Origin of the sequence: Microbulbifer sp. YPW16, from assembly GCF_021290385.1 — a bacterium.
Taxonomy (GTDB): domain Bacteria; phylum Pseudomonadota; class Gammaproteobacteria; order Pseudomonadales; family Cellvibrionaceae; genus Microbulbifer; species Microbulbifer zhoushanensis.
In genome coordinates this window covers 1034420-1049635 of record NZ_CP089928.1, presented here as the reverse complement: position 1 = coordinate 1049635, position 15216 = coordinate 1034420, and the positions used below count along the sequence as shown (strand labels likewise).

General features: G+C 56.7%; 16 protein-coding genes and 1 pseudogene. 13 read left to right on the top strand and 4 right to left on the bottom strand.

Going from position 1 to position 15216, the window contains the following annotated elements:
• The first annotated feature begins 27 nt into the window (after nt 1–27).
• Complete coding sequence (locus LVE68_RS04615) at nt 28–1353, top strand: AmpG family muropeptide MFS transporter (protein ID WP_233005859.1); 1326 nt, start codon at nt 28–30, stop codon at nt 1351–1353.
• Nucleotides 1354–1381: 28 nt separating this feature from the next.
• Here LVE68_RS04615 and LVE68_RS04610 read toward each other — a convergent pair whose 3' ends face one another.
• Entirely contained in the window at nt 1382–1705 is a 324-nt protein-coding gene (locus LVE68_RS04610) for an MGMT family protein (RefSeq protein WP_233005858.1), read from the bottom strand.
• 67 nt (nt 1706–1772) lie between these two features.
• On the opposite strand from LVE68_RS04610, the gene LVE68_RS04605 reads away from it, so the two are divergent.
• Nucleotides 1773–2783 carry a DUF481 domain-containing protein gene (locus tag LVE68_RS04605; RefSeq protein WP_233005857.1) on the top strand — a complete coding sequence of 337 codons (1011 nt, stop codon included), beginning with the start codon at nt 1773–1775 and terminating at the stop codon, nt 2781–2783.
• 53 nt (nt 2784–2836) lie between these two features.
• The gene (locus tag LVE68_RS04600) at nt 2837–3598 is read left to right on the top strand and encodes an SDR family oxidoreductase (protein ID WP_233005856.1); all 762 of its coding nucleotides are present in this window, start codon (nt 2837–2839) and stop codon (nt 3596–3598) included.
• 185 nt (nt 3599–3783) lie between these two features.
• Here the strand turns inward: LVE68_RS04600 and cfa are convergent, their stop codons facing one another.
• The gene (gene cfa, locus LVE68_RS04595; protein ID WP_233005855.1) at nt 3784–4935 is read right to left on the bottom strand and encodes a cyclopropane fatty acyl phospholipid synthase; all 1152 of its coding nucleotides are present in this window, start codon (nt 4933–4935) and stop codon (nt 3784–3786) included.
• 166 nt (nt 4936–5101) lie between these two features.
• Between cfa and LVE68_RS04590 the strand changes: the two genes are divergently transcribed.
• From LVE68_RS04590 to LVE68_RS04570, 5 genes are all read left to right on the top strand, one after another.
• Nucleotides 5102–5602 carry an FxsA family protein gene (locus LVE68_RS04590; protein ID WP_233005854.1) on the top strand — a complete coding sequence of 167 codons (501 nt, stop codon included), beginning with the start codon at nt 5102–5104 and terminating at the stop codon, nt 5600–5602.
• A gap of 240 nt (nt 5603–5842) precedes the next feature.
• Nucleotides 5843–6136, top strand: a complete 294-nt coding sequence (locus tag LVE68_RS04585) for a co-chaperone GroES (protein WP_091508891.1) — start codon at nt 5843–5845, stop codon at nt 6134–6136.
• A 47-nt stretch (nt 6137–6183) separates the two neighbouring features.
• On the top strand, nt 6184–7824 hold the full coding sequence (gene groL, locus LVE68_RS04580) for a chaperonin GroEL (RefSeq protein ID WP_233005853.1): 1641 nt from the start codon (nt 6184–6186) through the stop codon (nt 7822–7824).
• A 601-nt stretch (nt 7825–8425) separates the two neighbouring features.
• Entirely contained in the window at nt 8426–8770 is a 345-nt protein-coding gene (locus LVE68_RS04575; protein ID WP_232941984.1) for a hypothetical protein, read from the top strand.
• On the top strand, nt 8742–9377 hold the full coding sequence (locus tag LVE68_RS04570) for a hypothetical protein (protein ID WP_233005852.1): 636 nt from the start codon (nt 8742–8744) through the stop codon (nt 9375–9377). Before LVE68_RS04575 ends, LVE68_RS04570 begins: the two co-directional genes overlap by 29 nt.
• A gap of 426 nt (nt 9378–9803) precedes the next feature.
• Here LVE68_RS04570 and LVE68_RS04565 read toward each other — a convergent pair whose 3' ends face one another.
• Nucleotides 9804–10766 carry an IS110 family transposase gene (locus tag LVE68_RS04565; RefSeq protein ID WP_233005851.1) on the bottom strand — a complete coding sequence of 321 codons (963 nt, stop codon included), beginning with the start codon at nt 10764–10766 and terminating at the stop codon, nt 9804–9806.
• Between the two features lie 289 nt (nt 10767–11055).
• Between LVE68_RS04565 and LVE68_RS04560 the strand changes: the two genes are divergently transcribed.
• Nucleotides 11056–11523: a hypothetical protein gene (locus LVE68_RS04560; RefSeq protein ID WP_233005850.1), complete on the top strand. Its 468-nt coding sequence runs from the start codon at nt 11056–11058 to the stop codon at nt 11521–11523.
• A 101-nt stretch (nt 11524–11624) separates the two neighbouring features.
• On the top strand, nt 11625–12032 hold the full coding sequence (locus LVE68_RS04555) for a hypothetical protein (RefSeq protein WP_233005849.1): 408 nt from the start codon (nt 11625–11627) through the stop codon (nt 12030–12032).
• 29 nt (nt 12033–12061) lie between these two features.
• Here the strand turns inward: LVE68_RS04555 and LVE68_RS04550 are convergent, their stop codons facing one another.
• Nucleotides 12062–13024: an IS110 family transposase gene (locus LVE68_RS04550; protein WP_233005848.1), complete on the bottom strand. Its 963-nt coding sequence runs from the start codon at nt 13022–13024 to the stop codon at nt 12062–12064.
• Nucleotides 13025–13409: 385 nt separating this feature from the next.
• On the opposite strand from LVE68_RS04550, the gene LVE68_RS04545 reads away from it, so the two are divergent.
• From LVE68_RS04545 to LVE68_RS04540, 3 genes and pseudogenes are all read left to right on the top strand, one after another.
• The gene (locus tag LVE68_RS04545) at nt 13410–13718 is read left to right on the top strand and encodes a transposase (RefSeq protein ID WP_233005847.1); all 309 of its coding nucleotides are present in this window, start codon (nt 13410–13412) and stop codon (nt 13716–13718) included.
• Between the two features lie 47 nt (nt 13719–13765).
• Nucleotides 13766–14571, top strand: a pseudogene (locus LVE68_RS18210) (IS3 family transposase).
• A 54-nt stretch (nt 14572–14625) separates the two neighbouring features.
• Complete coding sequence (locus LVE68_RS04540; protein WP_233005846.1) at nt 14626–15174, top strand: hypothetical protein; 549 nt, start codon at nt 14626–14628, stop codon at nt 15172–15174.
• The last annotated feature ends 42 nt before the right edge of the window (nt 15175–15216 follow it).

The following is a 15216-nucleotide window of genomic DNA, read 5'->3' as shown; positions in this document are numbered from 1 at the left end:
GAACAGACGCTTTCTTGGGGACAGGCAATGCGGGTTTACCTCAAACCCCGTGTGCTGGCGATGTTTTTCCTCGGCTTTTCTGCCGGGCTGCCGTTCCTGCTGGTATTTTCCACCCTCTCTGCCTGGCTGACCGATTACGGTGTCAGCAAGACCACCATCGGTTTCTTTGCCCTGGTGGGCCTCACTTACTCGATCAAGTTTGCCTGGGCACCGGTTATCGACCACCTCCGCCTGCCGTTCCTTACCCGCTGGATGGGCAAGCGCCGCAGCTGGATGGTGGTGTCGCAACTGGGGGTCGCGCTGGGCTTACTGGCGCTGTCCCAGATCAATCCGCAGCTGGCCCTGGTAAAGATTGCCGTGGTGTCGGTGGTCATCGCCTTCTGCGCCGCTTCCCAGGATGTGGTGATCGACGCCTACCGGATCGAGTCTGTGCGGGAAGAGCTGCAGGGGGCCATGGCGGCCAATTATGTATTCGGTTACCGGGTGGCGTTGCTTGTGGCTGGTGGCGGAGCGCTATTCCTGGCGGATATCTGGGACTGGTCTTCTTCCTACATCAGCATGGCGGGCCTGATGGGTGTGGGCATCATCACCACCCTGTTGATCGCCGAGCCGGACCATACCCGCGCGGAGAACCTGGCCGAGCCGTTCGAGCACACCTGGGTCGACCGGATCATGGGCAGTGGCACGCACGGGCCGATCAAGGAGTGGTTTGTCCGCGCGGTGGTATGTCCCTTCCTGGAGTTCTTCCAGCGCAACGGCCGCTTTGCGCTGGTGCTGCTGCTGTTTATCGGCATCTACCGTGTCAGTGACCTGGCCATGGGGGTGATGGCCAACCCCTTTTACCTGGACCTGGGGTTCTCGAAGACGGATATCGCCCAGATCGTGAAGGTATACGGCTTCTTCTTCTCCATCCTGGGGGCCTACCTGGGGGGCTTGCTGGTGGTGCACTACGGCATCCTGCGGCCGCTGATCCTGGGTGCGATACTGGTGGCTGCAACTAACCTGCTGTTCGCCAACCTGGCCCTGATCGGCCCGGAGAAAGCGTGGCTGGCGCTGGTGATCAGTGCGGATAACGTCAGCGCCGGGATATCCAACACTGTCTTTATTGCCTACCTCTCAAGCCTGGTGAACCAGGAGTACACCGCCACCCAGTATGCGCTGTTCAGTTCACTAATGACCCTGCCGGGCAAGTTTATCAGTGCCTTCTCCGGGATCGTCGTGGACACCCAGGGATATGCCGAGTTCTTTGTTTACGCGGCAATCCTGGGCATACCGGCCGTCCTGCTGGCCACTTATATCTGGTGGCGTGACTCCCGCCTGCAGTCGGTCGAGCCCTCTACCGGCGCGGGATAAAGACCCCTGGTGTCCCCTGGGCCGCGGCTCACGGACTCCAGCGGTATTTGCCCAGGTCTACCCGCCCACCAATCAATACTACCCCCTCCCGCTCCAGCCGCTCCTGCTGGCGCTGCGCAGCGGGTTCGGGCAGCGAGATCCGGCCCTGGGCATTGATGACCCGGTGCCAGGGCAGCTTGCTGCCCTGGGGCAGCCGGCGCAGGGCCTGGCCGGCAAACCGCGCCGCGCGGGGGAACCCGGCCATCTCTGCCAGGTCCCCATAAGTAATGACCCGCCCCCGGGGAATCTCCGCCAGTACACGGCAGATCCTCGATATGGCATCATAGTCATGATTTTGCGCTTTGTTCCCCACTAAAAAATTCTCCCGAAACCAACCTATCTAACAACAAGGTCTATTTGTGCTTGTAGTAATAAAACGCTTGCCCATATTTTTGCTGTTCCTGGCACCTCTGGTCGCATCAACAGCCCTGGCCGGCGTGCTGACACTGGATAATGGTGACAGGATCCACGGCCAGCTGGTCGTAGTGGAACAGGACCACGTGGTCTGGCAGTCCGAGAACTTCGGTGAAATCCGGATTGAGAAAGCCAAGGTGCTGTCTCTCGACACTGACCAGGACCTGAAGATCGCCGGGCGCGATGAACCCTGTGCCCTTGCCGGCCACCGCCGCGAACAGTGGGAGCTTTACTGTGACAGCGGCAGCGGCTGGGTCATGGATTTTCCCGCGATCAACCGCGCTGAACCTTACATCAATTACATCGGCAAGCCCTACACCCTGCATGGCAACGTCAGCGCCGGCGGTGTATTTGAGCACGGCAACCGCGAGCGCGAGGACCTGGACGTCAACATCAACCTGGACCTGCGCCACGGTGACTTTCATCACCTGCTGAATGCGCTCTACCAGAGCCAGAGCAACCAGGAGGTGGACTCACTGGAAAAGTACCAGTTGGGCTACGACCTGCGCTGGATTTTTTCCGAGAAATGGTTCGCCGCCGCCAACACGGCCGCAGAGAAGGAAGAGGCCCGCAACCTGGACCTGGGTACCACCGTCGGTCTGGGCCTGGGTTACCTGTTCTTTGATACCGAAAAAGCGGCGCTCTCCGTCCAGGGCGGTGTGAGCAGCCTGCAGGAAAACTTTATCAATACCGACCTGAGTGAATCCCAGGACGACCGCTACGCAGCGGCACGGGCGGCGATCAACTATCGCTACAAGTTCGCCCTGGGGCCGGAGATCTATTACGACCAGGAAATCCTGCAGTCAGTGAACAGCAGCGAGGACTACCAGACCAACGTCAAGCTTGGCCTGCGCACGCCCCTGATGGAAAACCTGATGATGGAGATCGCCCAGCACTGGTTGTACGACAATACACCTTCACTGGAAAGCGAAAAGGAAGACACCAAACTGACCATCGGTGTCGGCTACCAGTGGTAGGGCGGCAAATAATAATCAACCAAGAATAACGAGACAGTAGACGAGGATTACCCATGCAGATCGCAAACAGCGTTGTGGTTATTACCGGTGGCGGCCAGGGCCTGGGCCGTGCCATGGCAGAACACCTGGCAAAACAGAATGCCCGGCTGGCGCTGGTGGATGTGAACGAGGACGCCCTGCAGGCGAGTGCCGAGGCCTGCCGTGAGCTTGGTGCCGATGTGCGCACCTATGTGATCAACGTGGCCGATGAAGCCGAGGTGGACCAGGGCTTTGCCCGTATCCGCGATGACTTCGGCGGGCTGCACGTGCTGGTAAACAACGCCGGTATCATGCGCGACGGCATGCTGCTGAAGGTGAAAGACGGCAAGGTGACCGACCGCATGTCCCTGTCCCAGTGGCAGTCGGTGATCGACGTGAACCTGACCGGTGTGTTCCTGTGTGGCCGCGCCGCCGCCGGCATCATGGCCGAGAGCGGGCAGGGCGGTGTTATCGTGAATATCTCCAGCCTGTCCCGCGCGGGCAACATGGGCCAGACCAACTACTCCGCCAGCAAGGCGGGCGTGGCCACCATGACGGTTTCCTGGGGCCGCGAGCTGGCCCGCCACGGCATCCGGGTGGCCGGTATTGCGCCGGGCTTTATCAATACCGATATGGTTGCGCAGATGCGCCCCGAAATTCTCGAGGGCCTGGTCAAGCAGGTGCCCCTGCGCCGCCTCGGCGAGCAGGAGGAGATCGCCTCCACTGTGGCCTTCATCCTCGAGAACGACTACATCACCGGGCGTGTACTGGAAATCGACGGCGGTGCACGCCTGTAACTGCCACAGGCACGATCCCTGAAACCGGGGAGCGACGACACCCGTAGGGGCGGACCTTGTGTCCGCCCTTTCTCGTTGCCCGTCAGGCCGGGCGATCACAAGGATCGCCCCTACAGTAGAGCAGGGTGCGGCAGGACCCGTAGGGGCGGATCTTGTATCCGCCCTTTTCGTTGCCCGCGAGGCCCTCAGGAGACCCTGTCGACGCCCCCTTCCACCCTGTCAGAGAACATCCACTGCCACAGCTGGATATGCCGCGCGCGGAAGGCGCCGGCGCAGGACAGCAGGTAGTAGCGCCACATACGGTAGAAACGCTGGCCGTAGCGATCGGCAAACTGGTCCCAGTGCTGCTCGAAGTTGGTGTGCCAGGCCATCAGGGTGTGGTCGTAGTCACTGCCGAAGTTGTGCAGGTCCTCGGTCACCAGCAGCCGGTCTGCCGCATCGCCGATCTGGCCCGCCGAAGGCAGCTCGCCGTTGGGGAAGATATAGCGCTCGATCCAGGGGTCGGTGGCGGAGTGCCGCTGGTTCTTGCCGATGGTGTGCAACAGCAGCAGGCCGTCCGGCTTCAGGCAGCGTTTTGCCACCTTCATGAAGGTGCGGTGGTTGCGGTGGCCCACGTGCTCGAACATCCCCACACTGGCGATGCGGTCGAACTTCAGGTCCAGGCTGCGGTAATCCTGCAGGTGAACGCTGATGGGCAGGTCGGGGTATTGCTGGTGGATCCAGGCCTGCTGCTCCCGCGACACAGTGACCCCCACACACTCCACACCGTAATGCTGGGCGGCGTAGCTGACCAGGCTGCCCCAGCCACAACCGATATCCAGCAGGCGCATGCCCGGTTCCAGCCCCAGTTTGCGGCAGATCAGGTCCAGCTTGGCCTCCTGGGCCTGTTCCAGGGTCTCCGCACCGGCACGCCAGTAACCACAGCTGTAGACCATGCGCGGATCCAGCATCGCCTGGTAGAAGTCGTTGCCCAGGTCGTAGTGCCGTTCGCCCACCTCGAACGCGCGATGGCGGCTCTGCAGGTTGACCACGTAGCTGCGCAGCAGCCGCAGGGCGTTGCGCCAGGGGCGCACCAGGCGGGTGAGGTCGGCGCGCAGGATCCGGCAGAAGAACTGGTCCAGTGCCTGGACGTCCCAGTCCCCCAGCATATAGGTCTCCCCCAGCCCCAGGCTGCCGCGGGCGAGGATCTCGTCCAGCGCCTCCTCCCGATGCAGCTGCAGGTCCCAGGGGCGGTCGCCGTTGATGCGCACCCCGGCCCCTGCCAGGGCCTCATCCAGTAGGTGACGTCTGCGTGCCAGCACCGGCGCCTCCACAATATCCTGTTGGTTGCTCCCCATCAGTGCCTCCTTGCTGTTGTTATTCGATTATCGGTCCCCCGGGACCCGCAGGCCTTGAGAAATCACGCGACAGGCCGCATTTAAACGGTTGGGTATGCGATACCCTGACTCTATCGAAAATAGCAGTTTCGCCGAATCCCTCAAGCGAACTGCCCGGAGGAGCCCTATGCGCCCGCTGTTATTGCTGTTTATTGTCGTCCCAATCATCGAGATGTGGCTGTTGATCACCGTAGGCCAGCAGATCGGCGCACTGCCGACCATCGGCCTGGTGCTGCTCACCGCGGTGGTGGGACTGGCCATGCTGCGCCGCCAGGGCCTTTCCACCGTCATGCGCGCCCAGCAGAAGATGCAGGCCGGCGAACTGCCCGCCCGGGAAATGGCCGAGGGGATCTTCCTGGCGGTGGGGGGCGCCCTGCTGCTGACTCCCGGCTTCTTCACCGATGCGCTGGGCTTTGCCTGCCTGGTGCCGGGCCTGCGCCAGCTGTTACTGGGCCGCTTCCTCAACCGGGTGATCGTGGTGCGCTCCTACGGGCCCCGGGGCCCGGGCGCAGGACCCTACCGACGGCCGGGGGATGACGACATCATCGAGGGGGACTATTCCCGGGATGACGCGGGAAACGGATCTCGCGAGAAGCCCGGGACTCGTGATCGCGATCGCCTTGAATAAAAAATGAGCAGTCCGGTCTCCCGCTACCGAGGCCGGCCCTCGCGAGTTTCCCTGCCGACACTTGTCGGCAATTTTTTTACCCCAGACTGTTGAAATCTCCCTTGCCGCCCATAGATAGGGAGCACCCTGAGAATTTGTCCCGATCCTGGCGACAGGAGCGGGCACCCGGGGCCGGAGGTCGAGCGGACCAAGGGTCCCCGGTCTGGAAACCCTAAAAACGACTCAATGGAGAGCCTATCCATGAAAATTCGTCCTTTACACGACCGCGTCGTAGTACGCCGTAAGGAAGAAGAAGAAAAGACTGCCGGTGGCATCGTGCTGCCGGGCGCTGCCAAAGAAAAGCCGAACCAGGGCGAAGTGGTCGCCGTGGGCGAAGGCAAGCTGCTGGACAACGGTGACGTGCGCGCACTGTCTGTGAAAGTAGGCGACGTTGTGGTATTCGGCCGCTATGCCGACAGCAACACCCTCAAGGTGGACGGCGAAGAGCTGATCATCATGAGCGAGGGCGACATCTACGGCGTGCTGGAAGGCTAAGCCCAGCGCACTCGATACGCACACAAAGAATTTGAGGAAAAAGAATCATGGCAGCAAAAGACGTTAAATTCGGTGACGACGCCCGCCAGAAGATGCTGGCCGGTGTAAACATCCTGGCAGACGCCGTTAAAACCACCCTGGGCCCGAAAGGCCGCAACGTGGTGCTGGACAAGTCCTTCGGCGCCCCGACCGTAACCAAAGACGGTGTATCCGTAGCCAAGGAAATCGAGCTGAAAGACAAGTTCGAGAACATGGGCGCCCAGATGGTGAAGGAAGTGGCTTCCAAGGCCTCCGACACCGCCGGTGACGGCACCACCACTGCCACCGTACTGGCCCAGGCCATCGTAACCGAGGGCCTCAAGTCCGTGGCCGCCGGTTTCAACCCGATGGACCTGAAGCGCGGTATCGACAAGGCAGTAATCGCCGCCGTTGACCACATCGCCGGCCTGGCAACCCCGTGCGAAGACAGCAAGTCCATCGCCCAGGTAGGCACCATCTCTGCCAACAGCGACGCCAGCGTCGGCACCATCATCGCCGAGGCCATGGAGAAGGTAGGTAAAGAGGGTGTAATCACCGTCGAGGAAGGTTCCGGCCTGGAGAACGAGCTGGACGTGGTTGAAGGCATGCAGTTCGACCGCGGCTACCTGTCCCCGTACTTCATCACCAACCAGGAGAACATGACCGCCGAGCTGGACGACCCGTTCATCCTGCTGGTAGACAAGAAGATCTCCAACATCCGCGACCTGCTGCCGCTGCTGGAGCAGGTAGCCAAGGCTTCCAAGCCGCTGCTGATCGTTGCCGAGGACGTGGAAGGCGAAGCGCTGGCCACCCTGGTTGTGAACAGCATGCGCGGTATCGTGAAAGTTGCCGCCGTCAAGGCACCGGGCTTCGGTGACCGCCGCAAGGCCATGCTGCAGGACATCGCCATCCTCACCGGTGGTACCGTGATTTCCGAAGAAGTTGGCCTGGAACTGGAAGCCACTACCCTGGAGCACCTGGGTACCGCCAAGCGCGTGACCCTGTCCAAGGAAAACACCGTGATCGTTGACGGTGCCGGCTCCAACGCTGACATCGAAGCGCGCGTCAAGCAGATCCGCGCCCAGATCGAAGAGTCTTCCTCCGACTACGACAAGGAGAAGCTGCAGGAGCGCGTAGCCAAGCTGGCTGGCGGTGTTGCGGTAATCCGCGTCGGTGCTGCCACCGAAGTGGAGATGAAAGAGAAGAAGGCACGCGTTGAAGACGCCCTGCACGCTACCCGCGCAGCAGTGGAAGAGGGTGTGGTACCCGGCGGTGGTACTGCCCTGGTGCGCGCCGTTCAGGCCATCTCCGTGACCGGTGACAACGAAGACCAGAACCACGGCATCGCCGCCGCGCTGCGCGCCATGGAAATGCCGCTGCGCCAGATCGTCGAAAACGCTGGTGACGAGTCTTCTGTAGTCGTCGACAAGATCAAGCAGGGTGAAGGTAACTACGGTTACAACGCTGCTACCGGCGAGTACGGTGACATGCTGGACATGGGTATCCTGGACCCGGCCAAGGTAACCCGCTCTGCACTGCAGGCGGCTGCCTCTATCGCCGGCCTGATGATCACCACCGAGGCCATGATCGCCGAGATCCCGGAAGAGAAGCCGGCTGCCCCGGACATGGGCGGCATGGGTGGCATGGGTGGTATGGGCGGCATGATGTAAGCCAGCCTTTCCGGCCAAACCCCAAGAAGAGCCCCGCATTTGCGGGGCTTTTTTATTGGCGTCATCCCCCCTGTATCTCCCCCTTATCCATTCCGACACCGTCCCCAGTCACCAGCACCCGGTGAGCCCGCCCGATAGAAAGCCATGTCATTCCGGCAATCGACAGCCGGCCTCGTGGCTGTTGAATAAGATTCGTTCGAGCAAAGGTGCCACGCTCACTCCGATAGTGATGCCCTGAAAGCTGCCTCAACGCCCATTACTGTCTCCGCCTGCTTATACACGGTTGTTTTTTGCACGGGAGCGGTATTAAGTAGCTGCTGATACGAGACCCGGATGCGCCAGGATTACGAGACGCGTCGCCTATCTGCGCAAAAAGCGCTCTAACTCGTTGACTTGAAAGGAGTGGCCCGTAAGATCAATTGACAGGGATGCAGGCTAGTTCAAGCGACGCGTCGTGCTATTCCGTAGCTTTCTATTGCCGAGGAGGCTGTAACCCTTTGATATTAAGGGTGATTCTATAAATTTTCGGCGTCTCGGCTCTGTAGATACACGACGTCTGGATATAAAGACGCGTCCTTTGAATAAACTGTTATGTGTCAGTATGAATTTAAGTCCTCTAGAGCAAAAAATATTCGATCTGTTGATTCAAGAAGATCCTGAAAAAGAAATCCTTAAAAGCCAGATTTCTCAAGTAGAGATTCTAGAGCGTAGTTATAGCGGCGTAGGAGTATTCACAAAATTTAAGGTGAGCGAGTCCGCAGAAAAATTAGGTAAAGAGAGAGTAAAGCTCGAAGATTTTCCAGGGGCTTACCTTACACATCCTGCTTTAGAGGCAGGCGCAGGTGTCATACTATGGTTAAATTCTGGCTTCCTGGATACCTTAGAGTGTTTTACATATGGTGGTGACTGGCCAGCTAATGAGCAGTTATTCACAGTCCACACATAACAAGCAGCGGCAGAGCGACAGCCAACGCTACGCACCTTTTGTGTTACTCGCTGGCGCTCAAACATTAACACAAAATGCGCTCCGCGCTGGCTGCGCCTGCGCTGGGCGTTATGGCCATTACATGAAACAAAAAATTTTTGTACTTCTAGCTGTCATTAGTTTCAGTTCAGCGGCGACTGAACTTGAAGTTTCTACTGCGAATATCTCTTGTATTGGTCATAATCAAAACGGATTTTACGAATACCGTGTTGGCTTAGTTCTAAAAAATACTTCGGACAAAGAAATTACATTGATTTCAAAGTCACAAGGGGGGTCAAAGCATTATGATGATCCAGCTGTACCTACAGTACTGATTGGCAACGTCAATGAGCTTAAGATCGACGGCGTTTTAATTGTGCCAGATAGTGCGGAACTTGGATTAGTAACCATCCAACCTACAGAGGGTGCCCAAGTGTATGAAATATATAAATCAAGATCGCCTCTGGGTCAAAAGGCTAAAGTGGGTTATCACGCTACATCCGCGTATGGTGGTAGATTTAATAACTGGCAGGGTGTAGTAACTTCAGATGCGGAAGATATTGCAAACTATGCGGCGTGCCAGCCATAACAAGGTGCTGCAGCTGACGTCATACTTATGCGCTTTTCGCGCGGTCGCTATGCTCCTATTTTTGCGCAAAAAGCGCATAAAGTAAGCCGCTACTGAGCACGGCGTTAGGTGTCTATAGCTCATGAGGCGAGTAAGTTTTTCATTCTTACTAGGTCTTACCCTAGCTTTGCTATTCGCAGCAATAAGCTTTGTCACGGATGGGGCTGGAGGGATTTGGCACAATGTCAGAGATATTTTTATTGGTCCACCGTTATGGTTGCTTCAAAGTGGCTTTCCGGCGTTATCGCCAGAATTAGCGATTAGCCCTGGTAGCTCTTACAGTGGTGCATCGTTTTTTCTGGCATTCTTCTTAGTTTTCTGGTGGTTGGTATGTGCGGCAGCCCTATTTGCACTCCGCCGTCGACCACCTAACAAGCGACTGTGATGTCAAGCAGCCTGCTTGACATCGCACTCTCCCCAGTAAGTCCCATCCCTCACCATCGCATTTAGCACTACAATCATCTTCCGCATGCTCGCCGTCAGCGCGACTTTCCGGTGCTTGCCCTCACTGACCAGGCGACTGTAAAAATCACGGATCATCGAATTGTGGATCGTCGCTGAAAGCGTCGCCATGTACAGGATTGTCCTGACCTGTGCCCGCCCTCCCTTAATTCTTCGCTTGCCTCTCAGCATGCCGCTATCGCGATTGAAGGGCGCCACACCAACCAGGGCAGCAATCTCCTTCGGGTTGAGGCTTCCCAGCTCGGGCAGCTCCGCGATCAGAGTGGTGGCCAGCAGCTTGCCGACGCCTGGTACAGTTTCGAGCTGTTCCCGTTTGGCGCGCCAGAGCTCCTCACTCTTTACCGCCTTATCCAGCTTCTGATCCACGCGCTCGATTTCCTTATCCAGGAACTTGATGTGGCGGCGATAGTCAGCCTGGAATGCTTTGGGCATGATTTTAGCCCGGTTAAGCTCCATGGTGCGCATGGTCATAACCTGACGGCGCCGTGCCAGTAAGTCTTTGATCTGCCGTTGAATTTTCGACTCGGGCGGCAATACCTCTGGTTGCATCACAGCCCCGAAAGCGGCAATCAGCTTGGCATCGACCTTGTCGGTCTTGGCGAGCTGCCCTGCGGCGCCCGCATACCGGCGCACGTTCCGCGGGTTCACGATAACCACCGGTAGCCCCGCCTCCACCAGCAGCTCATACAGCAACCTCTCATAGCGACCGGTGGCCTCCATGACCACTCTCTCAACGTTGAAGCGGCGAATCGCCTTAATCCATTTACCGATATCAGATCGGGTGTTCTCAATCTGCCAATACCGATCACGCTCGTGGATGTAGATATCCAGGAATGTCTTACCGACATCCACGCCAACATTTACCCCTGCTGTAGCCTTCTTGTTCATTGTGAGATCTTCCCATCCTTGCTACATTCGGGCTCGTGAGGCCCATTCGACTGTTCGGGTTGTACATAGGGTCGGCGTGACGCTACATGCTTGTTAACGGGCTAGGCATCGCCTGCACCTGCGCTGCATCGAGCTGTCACGCCGGTAACTTGTTCGTGGCAAGTTACGGGCCTCACCTTACCGAATTTTTGGGGGATTTCACCATACAAGGCGCTGTTGTCGCCGCTATCGCGGCTGGGACGGCTTACGCTGCGCTCCAGCCGCCCCAAAGCTTGGCGTTAGGCGAAAAATGGATCTATCTGAGTACTTCGTGACAGATGATGGCTCGCTTCCGGAGGTGCAAGTTAGCTTTTCGGTACCATCGCTTGTTCCAGTAGCCTTCAAGCATCTTTACGACAGAGGTGCTAGAAATGTCACAGCCAACGGGGGGGATCTCTGGATCAAGACCTCGAAAATCGAGAAGCCATTTCTCGGCCATGAGGACGCCGCGCTTGTAGCGTCTGGTGACGCAGAGGCATTCCATGTTGTCCTTGCTGGCATAGCTGGTTCTTCCACTCCAATACCGGATCTTGGAGTATTTGTTTATAAAGATGGCCTCGACTTCGACTATCGGATGGGGGCTGCATGGGGCAAAAGCGAGATCCAGTCGTTTCTCACCCTCCTAGGCCAACTTTGTGAACTCGGAGGACAAGTTTCTGTTCCATGGTGGGGTGCCGATGGAGAGCAGGATTTCCTTGATGCGCTGAGCCGCGCCTAACCAGGTGTTGCAGTTTATTCCGGGCCTACGGCCCTCCATCGGACGCCCTTGTCAGGGCGCCGCTGAACAAAAGCGTTAGGCGTACATAAAAGGAGAGATCAGTGCCAATTTCAGATGTAGTATTCCTCGAAGGAAATGACCCTGAGGACGTTGTGAATAGTGACGATCCGTATTCGTACGGCAAGTGGTTTAACGCAAAAAATGTCGACATGATCCCGCTATCTCAACTTGGTGAACTTCTAGGTGTCTCTTCGTATAAGGAGTTAATGAAGGGGTTCCAGCCCGTTCATCCGCCGGAAGGGGGTGCCTTCATTTTGTCATTCCCTCAAGCGCTCCAGGATAAGATTAAGAGCCTGAATGACGACGAAATATCTGGGGTAATTGGCAGGTGGTCAAAAATTGAAGAATTTCATGGTGCTCCTGAGGAGCCACTTAGACAGTATTTAGCAGGTTTGCGCGATTTTCTAAATGAAAACTCAGGTTACGCAAATCTTTTCCTATCAATCTAGGTGTCAGCGCCTAACAAGCGACTGTGATGTCAAGCAGCCTGTTTGACATCGCGCCCTCCCCAGTAAGTCCCGTCCCTCACCATCGCATTTAGCACTACAATCATCTTCCGCATGCTCGCCGTCAGTGCGACTTTCCGGTGCTTGCCCTCGCTCACCAGGCGGCTGTAAAAGGCCCTGATCATCGGATTGTGGATCGTCGCTGAAAGCGTCGCCATGTACAGGATTGTCCTGACCTGTGCCCGTCCTCCCTTGATGCGTCGCTTGCCTCTCAACATCCCGCTATCGCGATTGAAGGGCGCCACACCAACCAGGGCAGCAATCTCCTTCGGGTTGAGGCTTCCCAGCTCGGGCAGCTCCGCGATCAGAGTGGTGGACAGCAGCTTGCCGAAGCCTGGTACCGTTTCGAGCTGTTCCCGTTTGGTGCGCCAGAGCTCCTCACTCTTCACCGCCTTATCCAGCTTCTGATCCACACGCTCGATTTCCTTGTCCAGGAACTTGATGTGGCGGCGATAGTCAGCCTGGAACGCTTTGGGCATGATTTTAGCCCGGTTAAGCTCCATGGTGCGCATGGTCATAATCTGGCGGCGTCGTGCTAATAAGTCTTTGATCTGCCGTTGAATTTTCGACTCGGGCGGCAATACCTCTGGTTGCATCACAGCCCCGAAAGCGGCAATCAGCTTGGCATCGACCTTGTCGGTCTTGGCGAGCTGCCCTGCGGCGCCCGCATACCGGCGCACGTTCCGCGGGTTCACGATAACCACCGGTAGCCCCGCCTCCACCAGCAGCTCATACAGCAACCTCTCATAGCGACCGGTGGCCTCCATGACCACTCTCTCAACGTTGAAGCGGCGAATCGCCTTAATCCATTTACCGATATCAGATCGGGTGTTCTCAATCTGCCAATACCGATCACGCTCGTGGATGTAGATATCCAGGAATGTCTTACCGACATCCACGCCAACATTTACCCCTGCTGTAGCCTTCTTGTTCATTGTGAGATCTTCCCATCCTTGCTACATTCGGGCTCGTGAGGCCCATTCGACTGTTCGGGTTGTACATAGGGTCGGCGTGACGCTACATGCTTGTTAACGGGCTAGGCATCGCCTGCACCTGCGCTGCATCGAGCTGTCACGCCGGTAACTTGTTCGTGGCAAGTTACGGGCCTCACCTTACCGAATTTTTGGGGGATTTCACCATACAAGCAGCGGCAGAGCGACAGCCAACGCTACGCACTTTTTGTGTTACTCGCTGCGCTCCATTTTCACACAAAACGCTCTCCGCAGTATGTGCCGGTGAGCAAGGCGTTATAGGGAAGACTTACCCACGTTTAGTAGACACCCTGTATAGTTAGGTTTCGGCCTAACACGGAGGTGTACCATGGGTAAGAAGAGAGCTCAGGCGTATACGGAAGAGTTTCGCAGAGAGGCAGTAAAGCGGGCGGAGAAGCCCGGGGCGACCACGGCTTCAGTGGCGAGGGAGCTCGGTGTCAGCGCCCAGCAGATTTATAACTGGCGAAGGCAGTTCAATCGGCTGTCAGAGAAGCAATTCAATAGCCTGGATGGCGTAGATTATTCGAAGCAAGAGAGCGCCGAGGTGCGCCGCCTTAGGAAGGAGCTGCATGAAGCGCGCCAGGAGGTCGAGTTTCTAAAAAAGGCAGCTGCGTACTTTGCGAACCACCAAGAGTAAAGTACGCACTGATACGCGAGCATGCAGGGTTGTACCCGATCCGCTTGATGTGTCGGTGCCTGGAGGTGTCAGCGTCCGGTTATTACCGGTGGCTAGGTAGAGGTGAAAGTCCACGGGCGATCCGGAGGAAGCGCGTTACAGAAAATGGCATAGATACCTTTGAGACCTTCAAGGCTCGCTATGGGGCTCCCAGGATTGCCCGAGAGCTCTTGGATGCAGGGGTCCCTTGCTCAACCAACTATATCGCTGGAATTATGCATAAAGAGCATATCCGTGCGAGGAATGGAAAAGGTTTTCGTTATAGCAGGCCCGTCGAAGGTAGAGTCAACGTTGCTACCAACCTGCTGAAGCGATGCTTTCAGCTAAATCGGCCTAACCGTCGCTGGACCAGCGACACTACCCACATCTGGGTTAGAGATAGATGGTTGTATCTCGCCGTGGTGATGGACCTGTATTCGCGTCGCATCGTCGGGTGGCGCTGGATACCCAGATGACCGAAGAGCTTACGCAGCGGGCATTGAAGATGGCCCTGCAGCATAGGGAGTCAAAGCCAGGCTTGATCGTGCATTCAGACCGGGGCGTTAAGTATCGAGCCCAGGGGTATCAGGACCTGCTAATGGCGAATGGCTGCAGATCCAGTATGAGCCGCCAGGCCAATTGCGGGGACAACGCCGCAATGGAGTCCTTCTTCAGCCGCCTGAAGCTAGAGCTGGTATACGCGGGGCATTTTAAGAGTGTCAACCAGGCGAAGGCTGAAGTGTTCGAATACATCGAAGTTTTTTACAACAGGGTACGTAGACACTCTACACTGGGATACATAAGTCCAGCTGAATATGAGCGCAAATGCGCATAGTTATAGTGTCTACTTTTTGTGGGTAAGGCCACCTTTTTTGACTCAGAGGAATAAATGAAGAAGCTACTTGTACTATTTTTTTTGTGCTCTCAAGCAATCGCATCTGAACCAGGTATCTCACTTGAAAAAATCGATAATAAAGTAGACTTGGGCGAGTATCTGACAATGATTGTAGATACCGTAAAAGACAGCAAGAACCGGATTCGCTTCTTTAAGGCTGAGGAGCTCTACGAATACCACTGTTATGAAGATTGCGGGTATATCTTTCTGACCTCTGCAACCGGCCCGGACCTACCGTATGAGTTCTTCCCGTATCGAGTGATTGGGGCCAAGGATATTAAGATATTGCCTTATCACGGCAATGAAACATGGCGTGACTACGGTTTTGAATGTGGTTGGAGGCAAAGCCAGTATACTGAACTGGAAATTAAAGACTATACGAATAAAAAAAGGAACTTTGCTCTTGTTGAACTGAGCATTCCCGCCAGCGACGAGGGTGAGCTCAATTATAATTCTGTGAAGTTACAGTTGATGGAAAAGCGCTCTGAGAAGCTGCCTTATAGCGCGATACCGCCGGGTTGTGCTACCGATCTGGTAGGCTAACAACAACTAGCTGCAGCTGATGCCTTGCTTTGTGCGATTTTT

What these genes read in the sequence shown, in the direction of transcription:
- LVE68_RS04615 (WP_233005859.1), top strand. Translation starts at nt 28, where the DNA reads ATGCGGGTTTACCTCAAACCCCGTGTGCTGGCGATGTTTTTCCTCGGC.
- LVE68_RS04600 (WP_233005856.1), top strand. Translation starts at nt 2,837, where the DNA reads ATGCAGATCGCAAACAGCGTTGTGGTTATTACCGGTGGCGGCCAGGGC.
- cfa (WP_233005855.1), bottom strand. Translation starts at nt 4,935, where the DNA reads ATGGGGAGCAACCAACAGGATATTGTGGAGGCGCCGGTGCTGGCACGC.
- LVE68_RS04590 (WP_233005854.1), top strand. Translation starts at nt 5,102, where the DNA reads ATGCGCCCGCTGTTATTGCTGTTTATTGTCGTCCCAATCATCGAGATG.
- LVE68_RS04585 (WP_091508891.1), top strand. Translation starts at nt 5,843, where the DNA reads ATGAAAATTCGTCCTTTACACGACCGCGTCGTAGTACGCCGTAAGGAA.
- groL (WP_233005853.1), top strand. Translation starts at nt 6,184, where the DNA reads ATGGCAGCAAAAGACGTTAAATTCGGTGACGACGCCCGCCAGAAGATG.
- LVE68_RS04575 (WP_232941984.1), top strand. Translation starts at nt 8,426, where the DNA reads ATGAATTTAAGTCCTCTAGAGCAAAAAATATTCGATCTGTTGATTCAA.
- LVE68_RS04570 (WP_233005852.1), top strand. Translation starts at nt 8,742, where the DNA reads ATGAGCAGTTATTCACAGTCCACACATAACAAGCAGCGGCAGAGCGAC.
- LVE68_RS04565 (WP_233005851.1), bottom strand. Translation starts at nt 10,766, where the DNA reads ATGAACAAGAAGGCTACAGCAGGGGTAAATGTTGGCGTGGATGTCGGT.
- LVE68_RS04560 (WP_233005850.1), top strand. Translation starts at nt 11,056, where the DNA reads ATGGATCTATCTGAGTACTTCGTGACAGATGATGGCTCGCTTCCGGAG.
- LVE68_RS04550 (WP_233005848.1), bottom strand. Translation starts at nt 13,024, where the DNA reads ATGAACAAGAAGGCTACAGCAGGGGTAAATGTTGGCGTGGATGTCGGT.
- LVE68_RS04545 (WP_233005847.1), top strand. Translation starts at nt 13,410, where the DNA reads ATGGGTAAGAAGAGAGCTCAGGCGTATACGGAAGAGTTTCGCAGAGAG.
- LVE68_RS04540 (WP_233005846.1), top strand. Translation starts at nt 14,626, where the DNA reads ATGAAGAAGCTACTTGTACTATTTTTTTTGTGCTCTCAAGCAATCGCA.